This is a genomic window from Lentzea sp. NPDC102401, from assembly GCF_044765805.1.
In the GTDB taxonomy this organism is placed as follows: Bacteria; Actinomycetota; Actinomycetes; order Mycobacteriales; family Pseudonocardiaceae; genus Lentzea; species Lentzea sokolovensis.
Genome location: NZ_JBIWKS010000011.1, coordinates 269287 through 291602 on the forward strand (window position 1 = coordinate 269287; position 22316 = coordinate 291602).

Below are 22316 nucleotides of genomic sequence, written 5' to 3' on the forward strand. Positions count from 1 at the left end.
ATCATCGACGCATGCGCCTGGTGACTCTCGAAGACGTCCACGCGGCCGCCGCCGCGATCGCCCCGCATGTCGTCCACACCCCGTTGCTGCCCTTCGACTCCGGCCTGTGGATCAAGCCGGAGTCGCTGCAGCCGATCGGTGCCTTCAAGCAACGCGGCGCGGTGAACGCGTTGTCCCGCATACCTTCCGAGGACCGGGCGCGCGGTGTCGTGGCGTATTCGAGCGGTAACCACGCGCAGGCGGTCGCCTACGCCGCCAAGATCCTGGGCATGCCGGCCGCGATCGTCGTGCCGGACAACACCCCGCAGATCAAGATCGACGCGACGCTCGCGCACGGCGCGGAGGTGTTCGTCGTCGGCATCACCGAACGCGAATCGCGCGCCTACGAGCTCGTGGAGGAGCGGAAGGCGACGCTGATCCCGCCGTTCGACCACCCCGACGTCATCGCCGGCCAGGGCACCATCGGCCTGGAGATCTGCGCGGATCTTCCCGACGTGGCAACGATCCTGGTACCGGTCAGCGGCGGCGGACTGATCTCCGGCGTCGCGACGGCCGTGAAAGCCTTGCGCCCCAACGTTCGGGTGATCGGGGTCGAGCCGGAGCTGGCCGGTGACGCCGCCGCCTCGTTCACCGCGGGCGAGCAGGTCCACTGGGACGCGCACGACCGCGCCCGCACCAGCGCGGACGGCCTGCGCGCCGAGCCGTCGGAGCTGACGTGGGCGCACATCCGCGAGTACGTCGACGACATCGTCACCGTCTCCGAGGACGAGATCCGGGACGCGGTGAGGCAGATCGCCCGCCGCACGCGGATCGTGTCCGAGACGAGCGGCGCGGTTCCCGTCGCCGCCTACCTGAACCGCGATCTGCCGGCCGGTCCGGCCGTCGCGATCGTCTCCGGCGGCAACATCGAGCCCAGCCTGCTCGCGTCGATCCTCGGATGATCGCGCTCCCAGACATCCGTTCGGCGGCGGCGGTCATCGCGCCGCACGTGGTGCGCACGCCGCTGCTGCCGTTCGGTCCTGGATGGATCAAGCCGGAGAACCTGCAGCCGATCGGCGCGTTCAAGCTCCGCGGCGCGCTGAACGCGTTGGCACGACTGGAGAACCGCGCCAACGGCGTAGTGGCCTACTCCAGCGGCAACCACGCCCAGGCCGTGGCGTTCGCGGCCCGCCTGCACGGTGTTCCCGCCGCGATCGTGATGCCGGACAACACCCCGGCGGTCAAGATCGAGGCCACGAAGGCGTTGGGGGCAGAGGTCTTCATCGTCGGCATCACCGAACGCGTCGAGCGCGCCGAGGCCCTGGTCGCCGAACGCGGCGCGGCGCTGATCCCGCCGTTCGACCACCCCGACGTCATCGCAGGTCAGGGCACGATCGGCCTGGAGATCCTCGACGACCTGCCTGATGTCGGGGCCGTCGTGGTGCCCATGTCCGGCGGCGGGCTGATCTCCGGCGTGGCCACGGCGATCAAGTCGCTGCGCCCGGACGTCCGCGTGATCGGCGCGGAACCCGAGCTGGCCGCCGACATCGCGGAGTCGCTCAAGGCGGGCGAGCTGGTGCGCTGGGACCCGCTGAAACGGGCTCAGACGGCCGCTGACGCGTTGAGGGACGAGCCCTCGGAACTCACCTGGGCCTACATCAGCAGGTACGTGGACGACGTGATCACGGTGTCGGAAGAAGAGATCCTGAAAGCGGTGGCCGACCTGGCCCGCCACGCACGACTGATCGCCGAGCCGAGTGGAGCCGTCGCGGTGGCGGCCCAGGTCAAGCTCGGAGGCGGTGTCGCCATCGTGTCCGGCGGCAACGTCGACCCCGCGCTACTGGTGCGCCTTCTCGCCACCTGACCGGATGTGCGTCGGCGGACCTTCCACGCCGCAGTGCAGGCACTCGCCGGGATGCGGGGCCTCGTGCTGCTCAGGGGCCGCCTCCAGCACCCGGTTGTCCACGCCTATCGCCAGCAGGCCGCCGATGATCGCCGCGGCCGCGCACAGCACGAGGGCCATCTGGAACCCGTCGGTCATGACGACGGGGTTCATGTAGTCCTCGCCGATCAGGCCGACCGCGGCGGGCAGCACGGCCATCGCGAGCAGGCTGCCGGTGCGGGCCACGGCGTTGTTCACGCCGGACGCGACACCCGCGTGGTGATCGGGGGCGGAGGCGAGCACGGTCGCCGTCACCGGGGCGACCACGATCGCGAGACCGACTCCGAACAGCACCACGCCGGGCAGCACGCCGGTGACGTAGGAGGCGCCGGGAACGGCGTTGCGCAGCAGCAACATGCCGAGGCCGACCAGGATCGGGCCGGCGATCAGCTGCAACCGGGGCCCGTAGCGCTGGGCGAGCCGGCCGGACGTCGAGGACGCCAGCAGCATGATGATCGTGAGCGGCACGCTGGCCAGGCCGGACGCCGTCGGCGAATATCCGAGCGAGATCTGGAGCTGGAGCACGAGCAGCACCATCACGCCGCCGAGCGCCGCGTAGACCAGGAACGTCACCACGTTGGAGACCAGGAACGTCCGGTTGCGGAACAGCTCCGGCGGCACCAGCGGGTCCGCGGACCGCTTCTGGACGACCCCGAACGCGATCATCGCGGCCAGTCCCGCGGCCGCCAGCACGTACGACTGCTCGACGAGCCCGCCCGTCAGCAACGCGAGCCCGACCGCGCCGACCAGCGCGGACAGGTAGTTCGGGTGCCCGGCCGACTCGTCGCGCGACTCCGGCACGAACCGCAGCGCGAGGAACACGCAGACCGCGGCCACCGGCAGGTTCACCAGGAAGGCGAGCCGCCACGACCAGGCCTGCACCAGCAGCCCGCCGACGAGCGGCCCGACGGCGGTCGCCACACCGGCCAGCCCGGACCACGCGCCGATCGCACGGGAGCGGTCCTCCCGGTTGAACGACGACTGCAGGATCGCGAGCGCCCCCGGCGTGAGCAACGCCGCGCCCACGCCCTGCAGCACCCGTGCCGCGACCAGCACCGGAACGCTCCACGCGGCGCCGCACAGCAGTGACGCGACGCCGAACCAGATCACGCCGATCACGTAGACCCGGCGCCGCCCGAACCTGTCGCCGAGCGAACCGGCGATCAGGATCAGCGAGGCCAGCGCGAGCAGGTACCCGTTCAGAATCCACTGCAGGTCGGTGACCGACGCGCTGAACTCCGCGCCGATCCGGGGCAGCGCCACGTTGACGATCGTCCCGTCGAGCATGGCCATGCCCGAGCCGAGGATCGTCGTCGTCAACACCCACCGGGCTCGTGGCGTGCCCCAGGCGATCAAGACGGCCTGTTCAGCGTGGCGACGAACTTGTAGCGGTCGCCGCGGTAGACCGACCGGACCCACTCGATCGGATTGCCCTCGGTGTCGAACGAGTGCCGCGACAGCAGCAGCATCGGCAGGCCGATGTCGGCGCCGAGCAGCTCCGCCTCCTCGGGCGAGGCGAGCGCGGTCTCGATCGTCTCCTCCGCGTGTCCCATCTCGACGCCGAACCGCTCGGACAGCACCTGGTACAGCGACGCTCCTGGCGCCAGGTACCGGCGCAGCCCGCGGAAGCGGCCCAGCGCGAGGTGCGTCGTCTCGATCGCCATCGGCTCGTTGTCGGCGAGCCGCAGGCGGTGCAGACGCAGGACCTTCGCCCCCGGACGCACGCCCAGGTACCGGGCGAGTTCCGCCTCCGCCGGCATCTCCGAAGCCTCGATCAGCTTCGACGACGGCACGCGACCCTGGGCTCGCATGTCCTCTGTGTACGAAGACAGCTGCAACCTCTGGGCGACTTTGGGTTCCGCCGCAAAGGTGCCCTTGCCCTGCACACGGAGCAGGCGGCCTTCCACCGTCAGCTCGGCGAGCGCCTGGCGAACGGTCGTCCTGGAAACGTCGAACTCCGCGGCCAGCGACCGTTCCGTGGGGATCGGCGAACCGGGCGGCAACGCCCTCAACAGGTCGAGCAGGTGCCGCTTGAGACCCCAGTACTTGGGTTCGCGTTGCGCCCGCGTCCTGGCGTCCACGCCTGATGCAGGCGTCGTCTCCAGCATGGCCTCCTCCTCGCACTCCATGTCAAGCATCACAAGGATGCCTTGTCCGTGTCGATTCGTGCGTCCGAACCCCCGACATCCGCCCCGAAATTCGTCCGATGACTTCGCAACGTCTTGGCAACGCGCTTGACAGACGCGGTGACGCAGCACACGCTGTTCCGCATTGGTCTACACCACTTGGACGTTCCGGCCGAGTGCCGGGCTTGGTGAAAGGGCGCGAACTGTGAAGGGCTGGAGAGGACTCGCTGTCGGTGCCGCCGCACTGGCAGTGGCCGTGTCAGGCTGTGGCACGAGCACGAACAGCGGTAGCACCACGGAGACCAAAGAGATCACCGTGTGGCTCATGGACGGCTCCGCGCCGACGACCCTGACCGACGCCTTGAACAAGGAGTTCGAGCAGGCGAACGGGATCAAGGTCAAGTACGAGGTCCAGAAGTGGACCGGCATTCAGGAGAAGCTGACCACGGCGCTGGCCAGCAGCACCCCGCCGGACGTCATCGAGCTCGGCAACACCCAGACGGCGAGCTTCGCCGACCAGGGCACGCTGGCCGACCTCACCGCGGACGCCGGGCAGTTCAACAGCGGCGAGTGGCTGGGTGGCCTCAAGGACTCGCTGACGCTCAACGGCAAGCAGTACGGCGTTCCGTTCTACGCCGCGAACCGCACCGTGATCTACCGCACCGACCTGCTGCAGGCCGCGGGCGTGGCGAAGCCGCCGACGTCGCGCGCCGAGTGGATCGACGCGATCAACAAGCTCAAGGCCGCCAACGCGTCCAACCCGGACTTCCAGGCGCTGTACCTGCCTGGTCAGTCCTGGTACTTCCTGCTCTCCCTGATCTGGGACGAGGGCGGCGACATCGCCAAGCAGGACAACGGCAAGTGGACGGGCACCCTCGACACGCCGCAGGCGAAGGCCGGTTTCGAGGCCTACAAGGCCCTCTACGACGCGTCGGCCACCAAGAAGGTCCCGGCTGACATCGACGAGGCGAAGCCCCAGCAGATGGAGGTCTTCGGCACGGGCAACGTGGGCATGATGGTCGGCCTCCCGTGGGAGCTCGGCGGCGCCGTGAAGGCGAAGCCGGAACTCGCGGACAAGACCTCGGCGTTCCCGATCCCGTCCAAGAAGGCCGGTTCGGCCGCGCCGGTGTTCCTCGGTGGCTCGAACCTCGCCATCCCGGCCTCCAGCAAGAACGCCGCGGCCGCCAAGAAGTACCTGGCGCTGCTGTCCTCCAAGAACTACCAGGACCAGCTCGCCACGGGTGGCGCTGTCCCCGGTACCTCGAAGGACACCTCGAAGCTCGCCAGCAACGCGATCGGCAAGGCCATGGCGGACTCGTCCCCCAACGGCAAGGTCACCCCGGTGACGCCGAAGTGGGCGGCCGTCGAGGCGGGCCAGAACCCGCTGAAGGACGCGCTGACCGCGTACCTCACCGGTGCCAAGTCGCTGGACCAGGCAACGAAGGACGCGAGCGACGCCATCACCAAGGCCATGGCCTAGCCAAGCTGAGATGACGGCCGTCAAAACGACCGAAACGGCAGCGCCGGCAGGGGACATCCCTCCGGCGCTGCCGCCTGCCGCGACGGGTGGGGCGCCCAGGCGCCGCCGCCGGGGCAGTGCCTTCGACCGGGCGCTGCCCTACCTGCTGCTCGCTCCCGCTCTCATCGCGATCCTCTGGCTGATCGGCTGGCCGGTCGTCTCCGTCCTCGTGACGAGCTTCCGCCAGCTGAACCTCGGCGAGCTGGTCCGCGGCGAGATCGTGTGGACGGGCATCGACAACTACGTGACGGTCCTGCAGGACGAACGGTTCTGGACCGTCTCGCTGCGGACCGTCGTGTTCACCGTCGCCGTGGTCGGCGCCTCGGTGGGCATGGGCCTCGGGATCGCACTGCTGATGCGCGTGCTGACGCCGTGGGTGCGCGTCGCCCTGCAGATCGCCATGCTCTGCGCCTGGGCGATGCCGATCCTCGCGTCCACCACGGTGTACCAGTGGATGTTCGACCAGAACTACGGCATCTTGAACAAAACGCTGGTGCAGCTGGGTTTCGACTCGTTCGCCGGCTACTCCTGGTTCTCCTCGGGAACCTCCACGCTGTCCGTCGTCGGCCTGCTGATCATCTGGCAGGCGATCCCCTTCCTCGCCTTCTCGCTCTACGCGGGGCTCGTCGGCATTCCTCGTGACCTCTACGAGGCGGCGGGCATCGACGGCGCCACGGGCTGGCAGACGTTCCGCGCGGTGACGTGGCCGGAGATCCGGTCGCTGCTGATGATGGTGACGTTCCTGTCGACGTTGTGGGACTTCAAGGTCTTCGCCCAGATCTGGGTGTTCCGCGAGGGCGGTCCCAGCGGTGAGAGCACGACGCTGCCTGTGTTGCAGTACCTGGAAGGCATCGCGAAGAGCCACTTCGGCGTCGCGGCCGCGATCTCCGTGCTGATGATGGTCATCCTCGGCCTGATCACGTTCCAGTACCTGCGCAAGCTGCTGCAGACCGAGGAGGGCAAGATCTGATGCTCAAGAAGTCTGCTGCGAACGTCACCGGGATCGTGCTGGCGTTGTTCTTCATCTTCCCGACGTACTGGATGGTCACGTCGGCGATGAAGCCCAAGGGCACGACGATCACGTCGGACTACGACCTGGTCCCGTTCTCGGTGACGTTCTCGAACTTCGTCACGGCGTGGACCAAGCCGGGCTTCCTGTCCTCGCTCGGAAACAGCCTCCTGGTGACGCTGACGGCGGTCGTCGCCGCGATCGTCATCGGCATCACGGCCGCGGTCGCCATGTCGCGCTTCGCGTTCCGCGGCCGCAAGAGCTTCGTGCTGCTGATGCTGGTCGCGCAGATGGCGCCGTTCGAGGCGTTGCTGATCCCGATGTTCCTGATGATGCGGGACCTCGGGCTCTACGAGCACCTCACGTCGCTGATCCTCGTGTACTTCGCGGTGACGCTGCCGTTCTGCGCGTGGACGTTGCGCGGGTTCGTCAACGGCATCCCGGCGGAGCTCGAAGAGGCCGCGATGGTCGACGGCTGCGGCCGTTGGGGCGCGTTCCAGAAGGTGACGTTGCCTTTGCTGGGACCGGGTCTCGTCGCGACGTCGGTGTTCGCGTTCATCACCGCGTGGAACGAGTTCCTGTTCGCCAAGGTGTTGATCCGCAGCCAGGACAGCGAAACGCTGCCGGTGTGGCTGTCCGGGTTCCAGACCGCGTTCGGCACCGACTGGGGTGGCGCGATGGCCGCGTCCGTCCTGTTCACCGTGCCCGCGCTGGTGTTCTTCCTGATCGTGCAACGCAAGATGGTCGCCGGCGTCACCGCCGGTGCAGTGAAGGGATGACGCGTGGATCAGTTGGCCGCTGCCGTTCTGCTTCCCGGTTTCCACGGAACGACCGCCCCCGACTGGTTGCTGCGGCGGGTCGCTGACGGCCTCGGCGGCGTTGTGCTCTTCGGGCGCAACGTCGTCGACGACGCCCAGGTGACCAAGCTCTGCGGCGAACTGCGTTCGGTGCGCCCGGACGTGGTGATCGGCATCGACGAGGAGGGCGGCGACGTCACGCGTCTCGACGCGGGCCGCGGTTCCGAGGTGCCGGGCAACCACGCCCTGGGCGCGGCGAACGACCTCGACCTCACGCGTTCGGTGGCCGCGTCCATCGGCGCGCGGCTGGCGAAGTGCGGGATCTCGCTGAACCTCGCGCCTTCCGCGGACCTGGTGCTGACGCTGGACGACCCGATCATCGGCGTCCGCGCGTTCGGATCGGACCCGGTGCTCGCCGCACGGCACGTCGCCGCGTGGGTCGAGGGTCTTCAGACCATGGGCGTTGCCGCCTGCGCCAAGCACTTCCCCGGCCACGGAGCGTCCACTGAGGACTCTCACGAGCAGCTTCCCGTGCTTCCCCGCACCGAGGAACAGCTGCGCGCCGTCGAACTCGTGCCGTTCCAGGCGGCCGTGCACGCGGGCGTCCGCTCGATCATGACCGGCCACCTGGTGATCCCCGAGTGGGGCCCGGCGCCGGTGACGCTGAACAAGCGCGCCATCGACCTGCTGCGCACCGAACTCGGGTTCACCGGCGCGGTGATCACCGACGGCCTGGACATGAAGGCGGTCGGCGGCGATCTCGCCGTGGGCGCCGTCCGTGCGCTGGCCGCCGGCGTGGACTCGTTGTGCCTGGGCGGCATGGCACTGGACGACGACGACCTCCAGTGGCTGATCGACTCGATCGTCGCGGCGGTCAAGAACGGTGAGCTGTCGGAAGAACGCCTCACCCGTGCCGCGGCCCGGTCGCTGGCCCTGGGCATGCCCCCGTCGACCATCGACGCCCACGACGCCGAGATCGGTCTCGTCGCCGCTCGGCGCGCTGTCGAGGTACGTGGCCGGGTCGATGTCGGTCCGGACCCGGTCGTCGTGGACCTGGTCGTGGACTCGTCGATCGCGGTGGGCGACGTGCCGTGGGGCCTCGGCCCCTACCTGCGCGAGGTGCTGCCGGGTGCGGAAGTGATCGCCGCCCGCGACATCTCCGCGGACGAAGTTGCGAAAACCGCAGGTGACCGCACGATTGTGGTCGTGACCCGCGACGCACACCGGCACACCGGCGCTCGACAACTGGTAACAAACTTAACTAATCTGGGCAGGGACGTGGTGCACGTGGAAACCGGCGTGCCTGGTCCAGACCTGGGCAGCGTCGCCCGCATCGACACCCACGGCGGTTCTCGGGTGAGCCTCCGAGCCGCGGCCGAGCTGATCCTGAAAGGCACGACATGACCACGCCAGGCCGGCACATGGCAGCCGAGATCGCCGAGCAACCGTCGATCTTCTCGTCCCTCTACTCGGCGCGCTCGTCGTTCGCCGAGGTCGCGGCCGTGATCCGCGAACGCGCACCGCGCTTCGTGCTCTTCGCGGCCCGCGGTTCCAGCGACCACGCGGCGATCTACGCGAAGTACCTGACCGAGATCCTGCTCCAGCTCCCCGCGGGCCTGGTCTCCGCTTCGACGACGACGTTGTACGGCGCCGAGCCCGACCTCCGCGACGTGCTGCTGGTGACGGTCTCCCAGTCCGGCGGCTCCCCCGACCTGCTGGAGGTCACCGCCTCCTACCGCAGGCGCGGCGCCCTGACCGTGGCCGTGACGAACACCGCGTCGTCGCCCCTGAACGCGGCCGCCGAGCTCTCGGTGGACGTCTCCGCGGGCGTGGAGCACGCGGTGGCGGCGACCAAGACCTACTCGGCCACGCTGCTCGCTCTGTACCTGCTGATCGACGCCATCCGGGGCGGCAACGGCGAGGCCGCGGCCAACCTCGGCGAACTTGCCCAGGTGACGCTGGACCAGTCGGCCCCGACCGTCGAGGAGGCCGTCCGCCGCTACCGGTTCGTGGAGCGCGTTCTCACGACCGGCCGTGGCTACTCCTACGCGACGGCGCTGGAGGCTTCGCTGAAGCTGGCGGAGACGTCGTACCTGGCGGCCCGCGCGTACAGCGGCGCGGACCTCCTGCACGGCCCGGTCGCGGCCGTCGACGGCGAGACCGCGGTCCTGGCCATCACCTCGCTGGGCAAGGGCGGCGACTCGCTGCGCGACGCCCTCGACGTGGTGCACCAGCGCGGCGCGGACGTCGTGGCGGTCGGCTCCGCCTCGGAGAAGGTGGGGGCGACCCTGTCCATCTCCATCCCGGAGACGCCGGAGGAAGTGGCTCCGGTGCTGGAGATCCTCCCCGTGCAGCGCCTGGCCTACGGCCTCGCGCTCGCCCGCGGCGGCGACCCGGACAGTCCGCGAGGCCTGAACAAGGTCACGCGCACCCTTTAGTTCCAACGAAAAGGGCCCCCGCTCACGGTGAGCGGGGGCCCTTTTCGTTGGTGTTACTGCCCTGCGGTGGCGTACCCGGCCGCGACCGGCGCGACGGGCACCTTCGGCGCCTCCGCGTCGAACACGACCCGCCCGTCGACCCAGACCTTCTTCGGCCGGAGGTCGTCGTCCCACCACACCAGGTCCGCGACGGCACCCGGTGCGAGGCGGCCGAGACCGGACTCGCCGATCACCTCGGCCGGCACGATCGTCGCCGAGGCGAGAGCGTCGGCGACCGGCACTCCCACGGAGACGATGTTGCGGACGGCGCGGTCCAGCGTGAGCGCCGAGCCCGCGATCGTGCCTTCCGGCGAACGCGGCACGCCATCCTCGGTGAGCAGCACGTCCGCGCCACCGAGGTGGTAGCGGCCGGGCGGCATCCCCGCGGCGGCGACGGCGTCCGTGACCAGCGCGACTCGTGCGCCGGCGGCGTTGAACACGAGCCGGCACACGTCCGGGCCCACGTGGGCGAGGTCCGCGATGAGCCCGAGGGTGAAGCGTTCGTCGACCAGGGCCACGCCGGGCACACCGGGTTCGCGGTGTCCGAGCGGGCGCTGGGCGTTGAACAGGTGCGTCACCATGCGGGCACCCGCGTCGGCGGCGGCCCTGGTCTGCTCACCGGTGGCGTCGGAATGGCCCACCGCGACCAGAACCCCGGCCTCGACGAGCCGGCGAACGGCCTCGAGACCTCCTGGCTGCTCCGGCGCCATGGTCACCATGCGCAACGCACGGCGAATCAGTTCGTCGTCCAGCAGCGCCGAGATCTGGGCGGGCCCAGGCTCGACCATGAACGACGGGTCGTGCACCCCGGCCCGTTTCGGCGACAGAAACGGCCCTTCCAGGTGCACGCCGAGCGGCCTGGCCCCGACCCCGTCCGGCAGCGCTGCCGAAGCGGCCAGAACGGCACGAGCCTGCCTCAGGACCACGTCGACCGGTGCGGTGATCAACGTGGGCAAGAACCGGGTCACACCGGTGGACGGCAGAGCTTCGGCCACGGAACGCATTCCGGCGGCGTCCACCTCGGCGAAGTCGACGCCGACGGCGCCGTTCACCTGCACGTCGACCAGGCCCGGTGTCAGCAGGCCGTCGGACAGGACCTCCGCGCCGGGTGGTGCTTCACCGGTGGTCACCTCGACGATGCGGCCGTCCCTGATCCGCACCGAGGCAGGACCGACGATCGTGCGACCGAGCAATGCGCGCGGTGCTGCGACAACGGCGTCCAAGATCCCTCCTTGAATGGTCCAGACCATTATGGCGACAACAGGGGTTCCCGTCACGTGTCGTTAAGAGATAACCATCTTACATAGGACCTGGTTAATGATCGCCGGAAATGCCGGGTTGCGCCGAAGATGACCATCTGTGGCGCATACTGGTCCCCAGACATCCGAGGTCTACGACGAGTTGAGGGTGCCGTGGCAGTCACTGACGATGCGATCCTGCGCGTCAAGGAGATGATCGTTTCGGGCGAGCTGAAGCCCGGCGATCGGCTCCCGCGTGAGGCTGATCTGGCAGAACGTCTCGGTCTGTCGCGCAACTCGCTGCGCGAGGCCGTGAAGGCACTGTCACTCGTCCGGGTGTTGGACGTCCGTCAGGGCGATGGCACGTACGTCTCGTCACTCCGCGCGGACGACCTGCTCGGCGCGCTCTCGTTCGTGCTCGATCTGCACCGGGGCGAAGATTCGGTCCTGGAAGTTCTTCAGGTTCGGCGCATTCTCGAGCCCGCGGCGGCCGCGATGGCCGCCCAGCGCGTCGACGCGGACGAGATCGTCAAGCTCCGCGCCCTCTGCGACGCCGCCGAGGGCGCCAAGTCCGTGGAGGAACTGGTCGAGCACGACCTCGACTTCCACCGCGCCATCGCCCACTGCTCCGGCAACGCCTACCTGGCCCAGCTCCTCGACACGCTGGCCGGACCCACGGTCCGCGTCCGCATCTGGCGCGGTATCACCCAGTCGAACGCCGTGGACCGCACGGTCGCCGAGCACCGCGCCATCGTCGACGCGCTGGCCGCCCACCAGCCGGAACTCGCGCGCAGCTGGTCCACGGTGCACGTGGCCGGCGTCGAGCAGTGGCTGTCAGACCTGGCGTAGCTGCTCCAGCACCGCACGCACCGCAGGCTGCCCATCGGCGCGATTCCGCACCACGGCGGACACGGTCCGGAACACCTCCTGCTTCAACGGCCGCAACGCCACCCCGGGCCGTCGCGCGACGGACGGCACCAGCGCCACCCCCAGGCCTGCCTCGACCAGCCCGCACATCACCCCGAAGTCGTCGCAGTAGGCCTGCGCCCGCGGCACGAATCCGGCTGCGCCACAGGCTCGTTGGGTCAGCTCGTGGCAGGAGGCGTCGGTGCGCGGCATGATCCACGGCCGGTCGGCCAGCACGGCGAGGTCCACGGAGTCCTGCTGCACCAACGGATCGCTCAACGGCAGCGCCACGTTCACGGGCTCCACGAACAGCTCGTGCGACTCGGTGGACGTGGGCAGGGACCGCGGCATGATGTTGTAGGAGTGGATCACCGCGATGTCGATGTCCCCGCGCCGCAACGCGGGCAGTGACGCCTCGGGTTCCATCTCGTGCACGAAAAGCTCCACATCCGACCCGTGCGCCGACCGCAGCACCTGAATCACGCGCGGCAGCAGGGCGGCGACGGACACGAACGCCCCGACGCGCACCACGCCGGACACGGACGTGCGCAACGAGGCCAGATCCGCCTCGGCCGCCGCGAGCTGATCCAGAACGAGCTGCGTGTGGGCCGCCAGCACGTGCCCGGCGCGTGTCAGCGCCAGCCGCCGCCCGTCCCGTTCGACCAGCGCCACCCCGGCCTCACGTTCCAGCGCGGCGAGTTGCTGGGACACGGCGGGAGAGGTCACGTGGAGAGCCTCCGCGGCGGCCGTGACCGTGCCGTGGACCGACAGAGCGTGGAGCAACCGGAGCCTTCGCACATCCAACACAAAGCTCAGCTTAACGTTCCGAGCAGAACTTCTAACTGGAACTTTGCGAAGACTAGAGCCACGCTGGAGTCATGTTCGGACGAGTGCTCGTAGCGATGGTCACCCCGTTCACCCCCGACGGTGACCTGGACCTCAAGGGTGCGCAGGAGCTGGCGGCGCACCTCGTCGACAAGGGCGGCGCGGACGGGCTGGTCGTCAACGGCACGACCGGCGAGGCGCCCACCACCACCGACGCCGAGAAGGCGCGGATCATCAGGGCCGTGAAGGAGGCCGTCGGCGACCGGACCCAGATCCTCGCGGGCGTCGGCACCAACTCCACGCGCCACACCATCGAACTCTCCCGCAGCGCCGAGGAGAACGGCGCGGACGGCCTGCTCGTCGTGACGCCGTACTACAGCAAGCCCACGCAGGAAGGCGTCGAGAACCACTTCCGCGCCGTCGCCGACGCGTCCGGCGTCCCGGCGCTGCTCTACGACATCCCCGGCCGCACGGGCACCGCGATCGAGACCGAGACGCTGCTGCGCCTCTCCGAGCACCCGCGGATCGTCGGCGTGAAGGACTGCAAGGTCGACCTGCTGGCGACGGCCCGCGTGATCGCCGAGACCGGCCTCGACTTCTACTCCGGCAACGACGAGCTGATCCTGCCGCTGTACTCGATCGGCGGCGTCGGCACGGTCAGCACCGTCGGCCACGTCGTCGGCAACGAGATCAAGGCGATGCTCGACGCCTACGACGAGGGCGACAACAAGGAAGCCCTGCGCCGCCACCAGGCGCTGCTGCCGGTGATCACCGCGATCATGACCCGCGAGCCCGGTGCCGTCGCCGTCAAGGCCGCGCTCAACCTGCTCGGACTCCCGGCCGGCCCGGTCCGGGAACCGCTCGCCGAGGCGACTCCGAAGCTGATCAACGAGCTGAAGGCCCTCTTCGTCTAAAGCGCGTAGACCCGGCGAGCGGTGCCCTCGAAGATCGAGGCCTGCTCGTCGGGCGACAGCTCAGCGGTCAACTCCCGAGCAGCACCAAGCCACTCGTCGTAGGTGGCAGCCAGCAGGCACACGGGCCAGTCCGAGCCGAACATCAGCCGCTCAGGCCCGAACGCGTCCAGCACGACCTCGAAGTACGGCCGCAGGTCCGCGACGCTCCACGACTTCCAGTCGGCCTCGGTGACCAGCCCGGACAGCTTGCACGTGACGTTCTCGTGCGCCGCCAAAGAGCGCACCAGCTCGGCCCACTCCCCCGGATCCGACCCGATCGCGGGCTTCGAGCAGTGGTCCACCACGAACTGGACCTGGGGCAACGCCGCCACGGTCCGGCGCGCGGCTGGCAGCTGGCGCGGCACCGTCAGCAGCTCGTAGAGCAGCCCGGCAGCGCCGACCTGCGCGAGCCCGTGCCACACGTCCTTGCGGCACAACCACTCCGGGTCCGGCTCGCTCTGCACCTGGTGCCGGATCCCGCGCAGCCACGAACCATCGGGCCGGTCCACCAACTCCGCCAGCGCATCACCGACGGCCGCCGAAGTCAGGTCGGTCCATCCCACCACCGCGCCGACCACGTCCGAAGACGCCGCGATCGCCAGGAACTCCGGCGTCTCCTCCGGCACGCACACCGTCTGCACCAGCACGGACGTCGACACGTCCGGTGCCGCGGCGATGAAGTCGGGCTCCAGGAACGACCGCCGGATCACGCCCATCGGCGGATCGGTGATCCAGTCCTGGTCCCGGACCGAGAGATCCCACAGGTGGTGGTGAGCGTCGACGATCACGGCGTCGGTACCTCCGCGTCCAGCAGCCCCGACGACTTCAGCTCCTCCCACAACCCGGCGGGAATCGAGGCCGAGAAGTACTGGGCATTCGAGGTCATCTGCTCCGCCGTCCGCGCGCCGATCACCACCGACACCACCGCCGGATGACCCAGCGCGAACTGGATCGCCACCTCGGGCAACGTCACCCCGTGCCGCCCGCACACCTCGGCGATCGCCCGAGCCCGCGCGACCAGCGCGGCAGGCGCCTCTTCGTAGTTGTACTTCGCGTCCTCAGCCACCACGGGCTTCGACAGCAGCCCGGAGTTGAAGACCCCGCACGCCACCACCGAAACACCGCGCTCGACGCAAGCAGGCAGGAACGACGGCAACGCGGGCTGTTCCAGCAGCGTGTACCGCCCGGCCAGCATCACCACGTCGATGTCGGTCTCGCGGACGAACCGCTCCGGCATCTCCCACTGGTTCATGCCGACGCCGATGGCACCGACGACACCCTGCGACCGCAGCTCTTCCAATGCCGGATAGGCCTCACCGAAAGCCACGTCCCAGTAGTCGTCGGGATCGTGGATGTAGACGATCTCCACCCGGTCCGTCCCGAGACGTTCCAAAGAGGACTCAAGAGACCGCTTCACCCCGTCGGCCGAGTAGTCCCGCACCCGCCGGAAGTTCCGCGGCACCGCGAAGCCCTCGTCGTCGAGCCCGATCCCGTCCGCGGGCTCCAGCAGCCGCCCGACCTTCGTGGAGATCACGTACTCGTCGCGCGGCCGCCCCGCCAGACCCAGGCCGAGCCGCCGTTCCGACAGCCCGAGCCCGTAGTGCGGCGCGGTGTCGAAGTACCGGACGCCGGTCTGCCAGGCCGCCTCCACCGCGCCCAAGGCCTCCTCGTCCGGAATCTCCCGGTAGAGGTTGCCGATCGGCGCGCCGCCGAAGCCCAGACGAGAAACAGCAACCTTCACGGCAGCTCCCACACGAGTCGCACAGCGGGTTCGGCGCCGGAGTAGTCGTCCTCGACCTCCAGCAGTTCGGCCATCTGAGCCTGCCACGGAACGTTGGCCGGGTGCTCAGCGAGAAACGCCCTCATCGCGCGGTAGTCATCCACCTCGACGAGGTGGAACAGCTCGCGCCCAGAACGCCAGATCCGCCACGAGTGCACCCCGGCCTCGCGCAACGCCCCGTCCAGTTCGGTCGGAATGGACGCGTGGATGCGGTCGTAGTCGGCCTCGCGCCCCTCACGAAGCCGGGTGTGCAACGCAACGGTCTCCAAGGCTCACTCCTGCTTCTGGCCGGTGGCGAACCGCGTCACGATCAACGCGAGGATGATCACCGCGCCGTACGAGGCCTTGATGTAGAAGCCGGACACACCCTGCAACCGCAGGATCTGCTCCACGAGCCCCAGCATCAGCACACCCGACAGCGCACCGAACAGCGTGCCCTTGCCGCCGTTCAACGAGATCCCGCCGATCACCGCGGCCGCGAAGACCTGGAAGATCATGCCCTCGCCCTGGGTCGCGGCGACGGACCCGAGTCGTCCGGTCATCAGGATGCCCGCGATCACGGCCAGCACCGAACCGATGATCAGCACGGTCCACACCACCCGGTCGACCCGGATGCCCGCGGCCCGCGCGGCCTCGGAGTTGCCGCCGATCGCGTACAGCGAGCGGCCGGCGCGCAGGTACTTCAGCACGAAGATGCCCGCCGCGTAGCAGACGATGCAGATCCACACCGCCGCCGGCAGCCCGAGCCACGTCGTGGAACCCAGGTACAGGAACGACTCCGGCACGTCGATCAGCGACTTGCCCTCGGTGATCGCGAGCTGCAGGCCGCGCAGCATCGTCAGCATGCCCAGGGTCACCATGAACCCGGACAACCCGACCTTCAGGATAAGGAACCCGTTCAGGCCACCGATCGCCACACCGATCAGGATGCACAACGGCAACGCCAGCCACGCGGCCAAGCCGACGTCCAGCCCACCGGCCGACGACGGGATGATCAACGCGACCGCGAGTGCGGGCGCGAGACCGACCGTCGACTCCAGCGACAGGTCCATCTTGCCGACGATCAGGATCATCGCCTGGCCCAGCACCAGCAACGACAGCTCGCTCTGCTGGGTCAACACGGCGATCAGGTTGTTGGGTGTCAGGAAGATCGGCGAGAGGATCGCCCCGATGATCAGCAGGATGATGATCACCGGGACCAGTGCGAGGTCCTGGTACCGCGCCAGCCGGAACCTCTGCTTCTGCGGAGGTGCGGACGCCGCGACCGGCGGAGTCATGGCCTTGGTCATTCTGAGCTCATTCCCTCGATGGCAGAGATGAGTTCCTGATCGCGCCAGCCGCGGGCGAACTCCCGCACGACCTGGCCGTGGAACAGCACCAGAACACGGTCGCAGACCCGCAGGTCGTCGAGCTCGTCGGAGACGACGATCGCGGCCTTGCCCCGGCGCGCCTGCGCGTCGACGACCCCGAGCAGCGACTCCTTGGACTTCACGTCGACACCCGCGGTCGGGTTGATCAGCACCAGCACGGACGGGTCGCCGGCGAGCGCACGCGCCATCACGACCTTCTGCTGGTTGCCGCCGGACAGGTCCGAGACCGGCTGGTCCGGCCCTGCGGCCTTGACGTCGTACGACGCGATGGCCGTGCTGCCCGCCGACCGTTGCGCCGACGGCCACACGAACGCACCCGCCGTGCTCATCGTCGCGTTCTCCGCGATCGACAGGTCCAGCACGAGCCCCTGGTGGTGCCGATCCCGTGGCACACAGCCGATTCCAGCCTTCAAAGCCGCCGGAACGTCTCCGCCACGAACCGAGGCACCGTCCACCGAGATCGAGCCGGACGACGGCTTGCGCAGCCCGTAGACGGTCTCGGCGAACTCGTGCTTGCCCGACGACGCACTGCCCGCGAGCCCGATGACCTCACCGCGGGTGGCCGACAGCGAGATGTCCGAGAAGTGGTCCCCGCTCAGCGAAGACACCGTCAGAACCTGTTCGGCGGACGACGGCCGGTCGTCGCCGCTGGGCACGTTCAGCCCACCGGCCTCACCGGTCATGGCCTCGATCAGGTCGGGCTTGGACATCTCGGCCACCGGCGCGGTGACGATGTGCCGCGCGTCGCGGTAGACCGTCACCGTCTGGCAGACCTCGTAGACCTCCTGCAGGTGGTGGGAGATGAACAGGAACGTCACTCCCTTGTCCTGCAACGACCTCATCCGGTCGAACAGCCGCTCGATCGCCGGGCCGTCGAGCTGCGCTGTCGGTTCGTCGAGGATCACGAACCGCGAGCCGATCGACAGCGCCCGCGCGATCTCGACCAGCTGACGCTGTTCGACGGTCAACGCGGACACCAGCTCGTCCGGGTCGACCGCCACGTCATAGGTCTCCAGCAGTTCGGAGGCCTGCCGCCGGAGCTTCTTCCAGCTGATCAGCCCGCCGCCGAGGTCCTGCCGGTTGATGAACAGGTTCTCGGCGACCGACAGCTCCGGCACGACCGTCGACTTCTGGTACACGCACGCGACATGCCGACGCCACGCCGCGCTGTCCGAGACGGGCGGCGCGGGTTCGCCGAAGAAGGTGACCTCGCCCGCGTCCGGCGTCTGCATGCCGGTGAGGATCGAGACCAGGGTCGACTTGCCCGCGCCGTTGCGACCGACGAGCGCGTGCGACTCACCGGCCCGGATCTCGATGCCCACGTCGTCCAACGCGAGCGTCTGCCCGAACCGCTTCGTGACGCCACGCGCGACCGCTGCCAAATTGTCGGCACCGCCGACGGAAGCGAACTCGGCCATCAGATCTGGTTGCCCCAGAACGCCTTGTCGTCGACGTTCTCCTTGGTGATCAACGGGGCCGGGAGCTGGTCCTCCAGCCGGCCGCCGCCGGTGTCGACGATGACGGAGTCGTGGTCGGTCTTGCCGGGCTGGAAGGTCTTGCCCTCGACAGCGGCCTTGGCGTAGAAGAGCGCCCACTGCGCGTAGAGGTCGGCCGGCTGCGAGACGGTCGCGTCGATCTCGCCCTTGCGGATCGCCTCCAGCTCCTGCGGGATGCCGTCGTTGGAGACGATGAAGATGTGCTTCGGGTCGGTCGGCGGCACGATCAGGTTCTTCTGCCGCAACACCTGCAGCGTCGGCGTGAGGAACGCGCCACCGGCCTGCATGTAGATGCCGTTGATGTCCGGGTGCTGGTTGAGACGGGTCTGCAGGGCCGCGGACGCCTTCGGGCCCTCCCAGTCGGTCGGCTCCTCGAACACGGTGATGCCGGGGTAGTCCTTCTTCATGCAGGCGGCGAACGCCTCGGAGCGGTCACGGCCGTTGACCGACGCCAGCGCGCCCTGGAACTCGACGACCTTGCCCTTGCCCCCGAGCTTGTCGCCGAGGAACTTGCAGGCCTTCTCGCCGTACGCCTTGTTGTCCGCGCGGACGACCATGTAGGTCTTGCCCTTGTCCGGACGGGTGTCGACGGTGACGACAGGGATGTTCGCCTTCTCCAGCCGGTCCAAAGTGGACGCGATCGCGCCGGTGTCCTGCGGCGCCATGATGATCGCCTTGGCGCCCTGCGACTGCAGCGACTGGGCGTTGGCGACCAGGTTCTCGACCTTGTTCTGCGAGTTGGTGGGGTTCAGCAGGTTGACGCCGAGGTCCTTGGCCTTCTCCGGGAAGTACTTGATGTAGGAGTTCCAGAAGTCGGTGTCGGCGCGCGGGTGGTCGGCGCCGATCGGGCCGACGCCACTGGCACCGGTACCGGCGGTCCCGCCGCCACACGCGGACAGTGTGAGTGTACCGGCAAACGCGAGGCACACCGCGGCGGTGAGGTTGCGACGCTTCATCGTTGAACTGCCTTTCATGACTGCTGGGGACGCAAGCGCAGGCCGTACATGCCACCGTCGACGGCGAGGATCGTGCCGGCGGTGGATCCCGACAGCGGGCTCGCCAGGTAGGCGATGGCTCCCGCGACCTCATCGGCGGAGACGAGCCGGCCGTGCGGCTGGCGTGCCTCCAACGCGGCTCGTTCGGCGGCCGGGTCCGGCGCCGAGTCGAGCAGACGGCCCACCCACGGGGTGTCCGCCGTGCCGGGGGCGACCGCGTTGACGCGAATGCCTTCGCGCACGTGGTCGGCGGCCATCGCGAGCGTCAGCGAGTACACCGCGCCCTTGCTGGCCGAGTAGAGAGCACGCTGCGGGAGCCCGGCCCAGGCAGCGATGGAACAGGTGTTGACGATCGCCGCGGACGGCGAGTTCCGCAGGTGCGGCAGCGCGGCCCGCGAGACGCGGACCATGCCGAGCACGTTGACGTTGAGCACTTTGAGCCACTCGTCGTCGGAGTTGGCCGCCACGTCGCCCTGCGCGCCGATGCCCGCGTTGTTCACCACGACGTCGAGCCGTCCGAACCGTTCGACGACCTCGTCGACGGCGGCCTTGACGCTCTCGTCGTCCGACACGTCCGCGCGGATCCCGACCAGCGGGTCCTTCACGTCCGGGTCGAGGTCCAGCGCGACGACCGTCGCTCCCCTGCTGCTCAGCAGGTTCGCCGTGGCGAGGCCGATGCCGGACGCTCCGCCCGTGACGACGGCGACGAGCCCTTCGAAGTCAGTCATTCCCACCCTCCAGTTCTGTCCACACAGGACCCTCGGGGTAGAGGTAGTCGGCGAGCGTCTCGTCCTTGAGCTGGGCGGAGAATCCCGGCTCGGCGGGCGCCAGGTAGCGGCCGTTCTCGACGACGGCCGGGTCGAGGAAGTGCTCGTGCAGGTGGTCGACCCACTCGATCACGCGCTCGCCGACCTCGCCGGAGACCGCGACGTAGTCGAAGAACGACAGGTGCCTGACCAGTTCGCACAGGCCGACGCCGCCGGCGTGCGGGCACACCGGGATGTCGAACTTCCTGGCCAGCAACAGGATCGCGATGTTCTCGTTGACACCCGCGACCCGGCACGCGTCGAGCTGCAGCACGTCGATCGCGCCGGCCTGCAGCAGCTGCTTGAAGATCACCCGGTTCTGCACGTGCTCGCCGGTGGCGACCCTGATCGGGGCCAGCGCGTCGGCGATCGCGCGGTGCGCCAGCACGTCGTCCGGGGAGGTCGGCTCCTCGATCCAGTACGGGTCGAACGGCGCGAGCTCACGCATCCAGCGGACCGCCGTGTCGACGTCCCAGCGCTGGTTCGCGTCGACCGCCACGCGGACCTCGTCGCCAACGACCTCGCGGGCGAGCTTCATCCTGCGGACGTCGTCGTCGAGGCTGCCGCCGACCTTCAGCTTGATCATGTCGAAGCCGTCGGCGAGGGCCTGGCGGGCGAGGCCTGCGAGCTTCTCGTCGGAGTAACCGAGCCAGCCCGGTGACGTCGTGTAGGCCGGATATCCTTCGCGGGCAATGGTTTCCGCGCGCTCGGCCTTGCCGTGCTCGATCTTGCGCAGGATCTGCAACGCCTCGTCGGGCGTCAGGGCGTCGCTCAGGTAGCGGAAGTCGACGAGGCTGACGATCTCCTCCGGCGTCATCCGCGCGAGGAACCGCCAGACCGGCAGCCCGGCGCGACGGGCCGCGAGGTCCCAGGCCGCGTTGACGACGGCACCGATCGCCATGTGCGCGACGCCCTTCTCGGGGCCGAGCCAGCGGATCTGCGAGTCGCCGATGAGTTCGAAGTACAGCTCTGCCAGCGCTTTCGCGTCCTCCGGCACGTCCTTGCCGACGATGTGCGGCGCCAGCGCCCTGATGCCGGCGGCCTGCACGTCGTTGCCGCGGCCGATGGTGAACGCGAGCCCGTGGCCCTCAGGTCCGTCGTCGGTCCGCAGCACCACGTACGCGGCGCTGTAGTCCGGGTCCGGGTTCATCGCGTCGGAGCCGTCGAGCTCGCGCGACGTCGGGAACCGGATGTCGAGGACGTCCAGTGCGGTGATCTTGGGCATGGGCTCAGGCCTGCCCGAGGATCTGCCGCTGCCTGCCGAGGCCTTCGATCTCCAGCTCGACCACGTCGCCGGCGCGCAGGTACGGCTTCGGCTCCGGCTGGCCGAGCGCGACACCAGCGGGTGTACCCGTGTTGATGACGTCACCCGGACGAAGGACAAGGAACTGGCTGAGGTAGCGGACGATCTCCGCCACCGGGAAGATCATGTTCTTGGTGGACGAGTTCTGCTTGATCTCGCCGTTCACCCAGAGCCGCATCTCCAGGCTCTGCGGATCGGCGATCTCGTCGGCGGGCACGAGGAAGGGGCCGAGCGGGTTGAACGTCTCGCAGTTCTTGCCCTTGTCCCACGTCCCGCCGCGCTCGATCTGGAACTCGCGCTCGGAAACGTCGTGCGAGAGCACGTACGCGCCGATGCACGCCAGAGCGTCCTCTTCGGACTCGAGGTAGCGGGCGGTGCGCCCGATGACGACGCCGAGCTCGACCTCCCAGTCGGTCTTCACGGACCGGCGGGGCACGAGCACCTCGTCGTACGGGCCCACGATCGTGTCGGGTGTCTTGAGGAACATCACCGGCTCGCCCGGGATGTCCGCGCCGGTCTCCTCCGCGTGGTCGCGGTAGTTGAGGCCGATGCAGATGACCTTGCCCGGATGCGCGAGCGGCGCCCCGACGCGCACGTCCTCGGTGCTCAGCGCCCCCAGTTCACCGGCCTCGACGGCGGCGCGCACGCGGTTGACGCCGTCGTTCGAGAGGAAGGCCCCGTCGATGTCCGGGGTGATCGGCAGGAGGTCGTATGTGGCCCCGTCGTCGGTCCTGACTGCGGGACGTTCGTCGCCGACCGGCCCCAGGCGCAAGAACTGCACGGCCGTTCCTCCTC

Annotated in this window: 22 protein-coding genes; 9 read left to right on the forward strand and 13 right to left on the reverse strand. The window is 69.1% G+C overall.

Features of this window, described 5'->3' with window-relative positions; genetic code table 11:
• The first annotated feature begins 11 nt into the window (after window positions 1-11).
• A complete protein-coding gene (locus tag ACIRG5_RS33715; protein ID WP_402912350.1) occupies window positions 12-941 on the forward strand; it encodes a threonine/serine dehydratase in 930 nt (309 codons plus the stop codon).
• Window positions 938-1843 (forward strand): threonine/serine dehydratase, encoded by a 906-nt coding sequence (locus ACIRG5_RS33720; RefSeq protein WP_402912353.1) that lies wholly within the window; start codon window positions 938-940, stop codon window positions 1841-1843. The genes ACIRG5_RS33715 and ACIRG5_RS33720 overlap by 4 nt, the downstream gene beginning before the upstream one ends.
• Here ACIRG5_RS33720 and ACIRG5_RS33725 read toward each other — a convergent pair.
• Together ACIRG5_RS33725 and ACIRG5_RS33730 are read right to left on the reverse strand one after the other, a co-directional pair.
• Window positions 1817-3244, reverse strand: coding sequence for an MFS transporter (locus ACIRG5_RS33725; RefSeq protein WP_402912356.1), 1428 nt, complete (start codon window positions 3242-3244; stop codon window positions 1817-1819). The genes ACIRG5_RS33720 and ACIRG5_RS33725 overlap by 27 nt on opposite strands.
• 29 nt (window positions 3245-3273) lie before the next feature.
• Window positions 3274-4029: a GntR family transcriptional regulator gene (locus ACIRG5_RS33730; protein ID WP_030480591.1), complete on the reverse strand. Its 756-nt coding sequence runs from the start codon at window positions 4027-4029 to the stop codon at window positions 3274-3276.
• A gap of 223 nt (window positions 4030-4252) precedes the next feature.
• On the opposite strand from ACIRG5_RS33730, the gene ACIRG5_RS33735 reads away from it, so the two are divergent.
• Genes ACIRG5_RS33735 through ACIRG5_RS33755 form a run of 5 tightly spaced genes read left to right on the forward strand, consistent with a single transcriptional unit; the run spans window position 4253 to window position 9810 of the window.
• Window positions 4253-5527 carry an extracellular solute-binding protein gene (locus ACIRG5_RS33735; protein ID WP_402912359.1) on the forward strand — a complete coding sequence of 425 codons (1275 nt, stop codon included), beginning with the start codon at window positions 4253-4255 and terminating at the stop codon, window positions 5525-5527.
• 10 nt (window positions 5528-5537) lie between these two features.
• On the forward strand, window positions 5538-6536 hold the full coding sequence (locus ACIRG5_RS33740) for a carbohydrate ABC transporter permease (protein ID WP_402912362.1): 999 nt from the start codon (window positions 5538-5540) through the stop codon (window positions 6534-6536).
• Complete coding sequence (locus ACIRG5_RS33745) at window positions 6536-7354, forward strand: carbohydrate ABC transporter permease (protein WP_402912365.1); 819 nt, start codon at window positions 6536-6538, stop codon at window positions 7352-7354. Before ACIRG5_RS33740 ends, ACIRG5_RS33745 begins: the two co-directional genes overlap by 1 nt.
• A gap of 3 nt (window positions 7355-7357) precedes the next feature.
• Window positions 7358-8776 carry a glycoside hydrolase family 3 protein gene (locus tag ACIRG5_RS33750; RefSeq protein WP_402912367.1) on the forward strand — a complete coding sequence of 473 codons (1419 nt, stop codon included), beginning with the start codon at window positions 7358-7360 and terminating at the stop codon, window positions 8774-8776.
• The gene (locus ACIRG5_RS33755) at window positions 8773-9810 is read left to right on the forward strand and encodes an SIS domain-containing protein (RefSeq protein WP_319975896.1); all 1038 of its coding nucleotides are present in this window, start codon (window positions 8773-8775) and stop codon (window positions 9808-9810) included. The genes ACIRG5_RS33750 and ACIRG5_RS33755 overlap by 4 nt, the downstream gene beginning before the upstream one ends.
• Window positions 9811-9863: 53 nt before the next feature.
• Here ACIRG5_RS33755 and nagA read toward each other — a convergent pair whose 3' ends face one another.
• Window positions 9864-11072 (reverse strand): N-acetylglucosamine-6-phosphate deacetylase, encoded by a 1209-nt coding sequence (gene nagA / locus ACIRG5_RS33760; RefSeq protein ID WP_402912370.1) that lies wholly within the window; start codon window positions 11070-11072, stop codon window positions 9864-9866.
• A 189-nt stretch (window positions 11073-11261) separates the two neighbouring features.
• On the opposite strand from nagA, the gene ACIRG5_RS33765 reads away from it, so the two are divergent.
• Complete coding sequence (locus tag ACIRG5_RS33765; RefSeq protein WP_402912372.1) at window positions 11262-11936, forward strand: FadR/GntR family transcriptional regulator; 675 nt, start codon at window positions 11262-11264, stop codon at window positions 11934-11936.
• On the opposite strand, the gene ACIRG5_RS33770 is transcribed toward ACIRG5_RS33765, so the two are convergent.
• Entirely contained in the window at window positions 11922-12800 is an 879-nt protein-coding gene (locus ACIRG5_RS33770; protein ID WP_330271380.1) for a LysR family transcriptional regulator, read from the reverse strand. The genes ACIRG5_RS33765 and ACIRG5_RS33770 overlap by 15 nt on opposite strands.
• Window positions 12801-12871: 71 nt before the next feature.
• Here ACIRG5_RS33770 and dapA point away from each other — a divergent pair, with 71 nt between their 5' ends.
• The gene (dapA, locus tag ACIRG5_RS33775; RefSeq protein ID WP_402912376.1) at window positions 12872-13732 is read left to right on the forward strand and encodes a 4-hydroxy-tetrahydrodipicolinate synthase; all 861 of its coding nucleotides are present in this window, start codon (window positions 12872-12874) and stop codon (window positions 13730-13732) included.
• On the opposite strand, the gene ACIRG5_RS33780 is transcribed toward dapA, so the two are convergent.
• From ACIRG5_RS33780 to ACIRG5_RS33820, 9 genes are read right to left on the reverse strand one after another with little or no spacing between them, the layout of a single operon-like run.
• A complete protein-coding gene (locus ACIRG5_RS33780; RefSeq protein ID WP_402912379.1) occupies window positions 13729-14559 on the reverse strand; it encodes an amidohydrolase family protein in 831 nt (276 codons plus the stop codon). The genes dapA and ACIRG5_RS33780 overlap by 4 nt on opposite strands.
• The gene (locus ACIRG5_RS33785; RefSeq protein WP_402912381.1) at window positions 14556-15512 is read right to left on the reverse strand and encodes an aldo/keto reductase; all 957 of its coding nucleotides are present in this window, start codon (window positions 15510-15512) and stop codon (window positions 14556-14558) included. The genes ACIRG5_RS33780 and ACIRG5_RS33785 overlap by 4 nt, the downstream gene beginning before the upstream one ends.
• Window positions 15509-15820 (reverse strand): L-rhamnose mutarotase, encoded by a 312-nt coding sequence (locus tag ACIRG5_RS33790; protein ID WP_402912384.1) that lies wholly within the window; start codon window positions 15818-15820, stop codon window positions 15509-15511. The genes ACIRG5_RS33785 and ACIRG5_RS33790 overlap by 4 nt, the downstream gene beginning before the upstream one ends.
• Window positions 15821-15823: 3 nt before the next feature.
• The gene (locus ACIRG5_RS33795) at window positions 15824-16840 is read right to left on the reverse strand and encodes an ABC transporter permease (protein WP_402912387.1); all 1017 of its coding nucleotides are present in this window, start codon (window positions 16838-16840) and stop codon (window positions 15824-15826) included.
• The gene (locus tag ACIRG5_RS33800) at window positions 16837-18339 is read right to left on the reverse strand and encodes a sugar ABC transporter ATP-binding protein (protein WP_402912389.1); all 1503 of its coding nucleotides are present in this window, start codon (window positions 18337-18339) and stop codon (window positions 16837-16839) included. The genes ACIRG5_RS33795 and ACIRG5_RS33800 overlap by 4 nt, the downstream gene beginning before the upstream one ends.
• Window positions 18339-19373, reverse strand: coding sequence for a sugar ABC transporter substrate-binding protein (locus tag ACIRG5_RS33805; RefSeq protein WP_402912391.1), 1035 nt, complete (start codon window positions 19371-19373; stop codon window positions 18339-18341). Before ACIRG5_RS33805 ends, ACIRG5_RS33800 begins: the two co-directional genes overlap by 1 nt.
• Window positions 19374-19387: 14 nt before the next feature.
• On the reverse strand, window positions 19388-20140 hold the full coding sequence (locus ACIRG5_RS33810; RefSeq protein ID WP_402912394.1) for an SDR family NAD(P)-dependent oxidoreductase: 753 nt from the start codon (window positions 20138-20140) through the stop codon (window positions 19388-19390).
• Complete coding sequence (locus ACIRG5_RS33815) at window positions 20133-21443, reverse strand: enolase C-terminal domain-like protein (RefSeq protein WP_402912396.1); 1311 nt, start codon at window positions 21441-21443, stop codon at window positions 20133-20135. The genes ACIRG5_RS33810 and ACIRG5_RS33815 overlap by 8 nt, the downstream gene beginning before the upstream one ends.
• Window positions 21444-21447: 4 nt before the next feature.
• Entirely contained in the window at window positions 21448-22302 is an 855-nt protein-coding gene (locus ACIRG5_RS33820) for a fumarylacetoacetate hydrolase family protein (protein WP_402912398.1), read from the reverse strand.
• Between the last annotated feature and the right edge of the window lie 14 nt (window positions 22303-22316).

What these genes read in the sequence shown, in the direction of transcription:
- ACIRG5_RS33810 (WP_402912394.1), bottom strand. Translation starts at nt 20,140, where the DNA reads ATGACTGACTTCGAAGGGCTCGTCGCCGTCGTCACGGGCGGAGCGTCC.
- ACIRG5_RS33730 (WP_030480591.1), bottom strand. Translation starts at nt 4,029, where the DNA reads ATGCTGGAGACGACGCCTGCATCAGGCGTGGACGCCAGGACGCGGGCG.
- ACIRG5_RS33720 (WP_402912353.1), top strand. Translation starts at nt 938, where the DNA reads ATGATCGCGCTCCCAGACATCCGTTCGGCGGCGGCGGTCATCGCGCCG.
- ACIRG5_RS33740 (WP_402912362.1), top strand. Translation starts at nt 5,538, where the DNA reads ATGACGGCCGTCAAAACGACCGAAACGGCAGCGCCGGCAGGGGACATC.
- ACIRG5_RS33715 (WP_402912350.1), top strand. Translation starts at nt 12, where the DNA reads ATGCGCCTGGTGACTCTCGAAGACGTCCACGCGGCCGCCGCCGCGATC.
- ACIRG5_RS33805 (WP_402912391.1), bottom strand. Translation starts at nt 19,373, where the DNA reads ATGAAGCGTCGCAACCTCACCGCCGCGGTGTGCCTCGCGTTTGCCGGT.
- ACIRG5_RS33795 (WP_402912387.1), bottom strand. Translation starts at nt 16,840, where the DNA reads ATGACCAAGGCCATGACTCCGCCGGTCGCGGCGTCCGCACCTCCGCAG.
- ACIRG5_RS33755 (WP_319975896.1), top strand. Translation starts at nt 8,773, where the DNA reads ATGACCACGCCAGGCCGGCACATGGCAGCCGAGATCGCCGAGCAACCG.
- dapA (WP_402912376.1), top strand. Translation starts at nt 12,872, where the DNA reads ATGTTCGGACGAGTGCTCGTAGCGATGGTCACCCCGTTCACCCCCGAC.
- ACIRG5_RS33800 (WP_402912389.1), bottom strand. Translation starts at nt 18,339, where the DNA reads ATGGCCGAGTTCGCTTCCGTCGGCGGTGCCGACAATTTGGCAGCGGTC.
- ACIRG5_RS33815 (WP_402912396.1), bottom strand. Translation starts at nt 21,443, where the DNA reads ATGCCCAAGATCACCGCACTGGACGTCCTCGACATCCGGTTCCCGACG.
- ACIRG5_RS33745 (WP_402912365.1), top strand. Translation starts at nt 6,536, where the DNA reads ATGCTCAAGAAGTCTGCTGCGAACGTCACCGGGATCGTGCTGGCGTTG.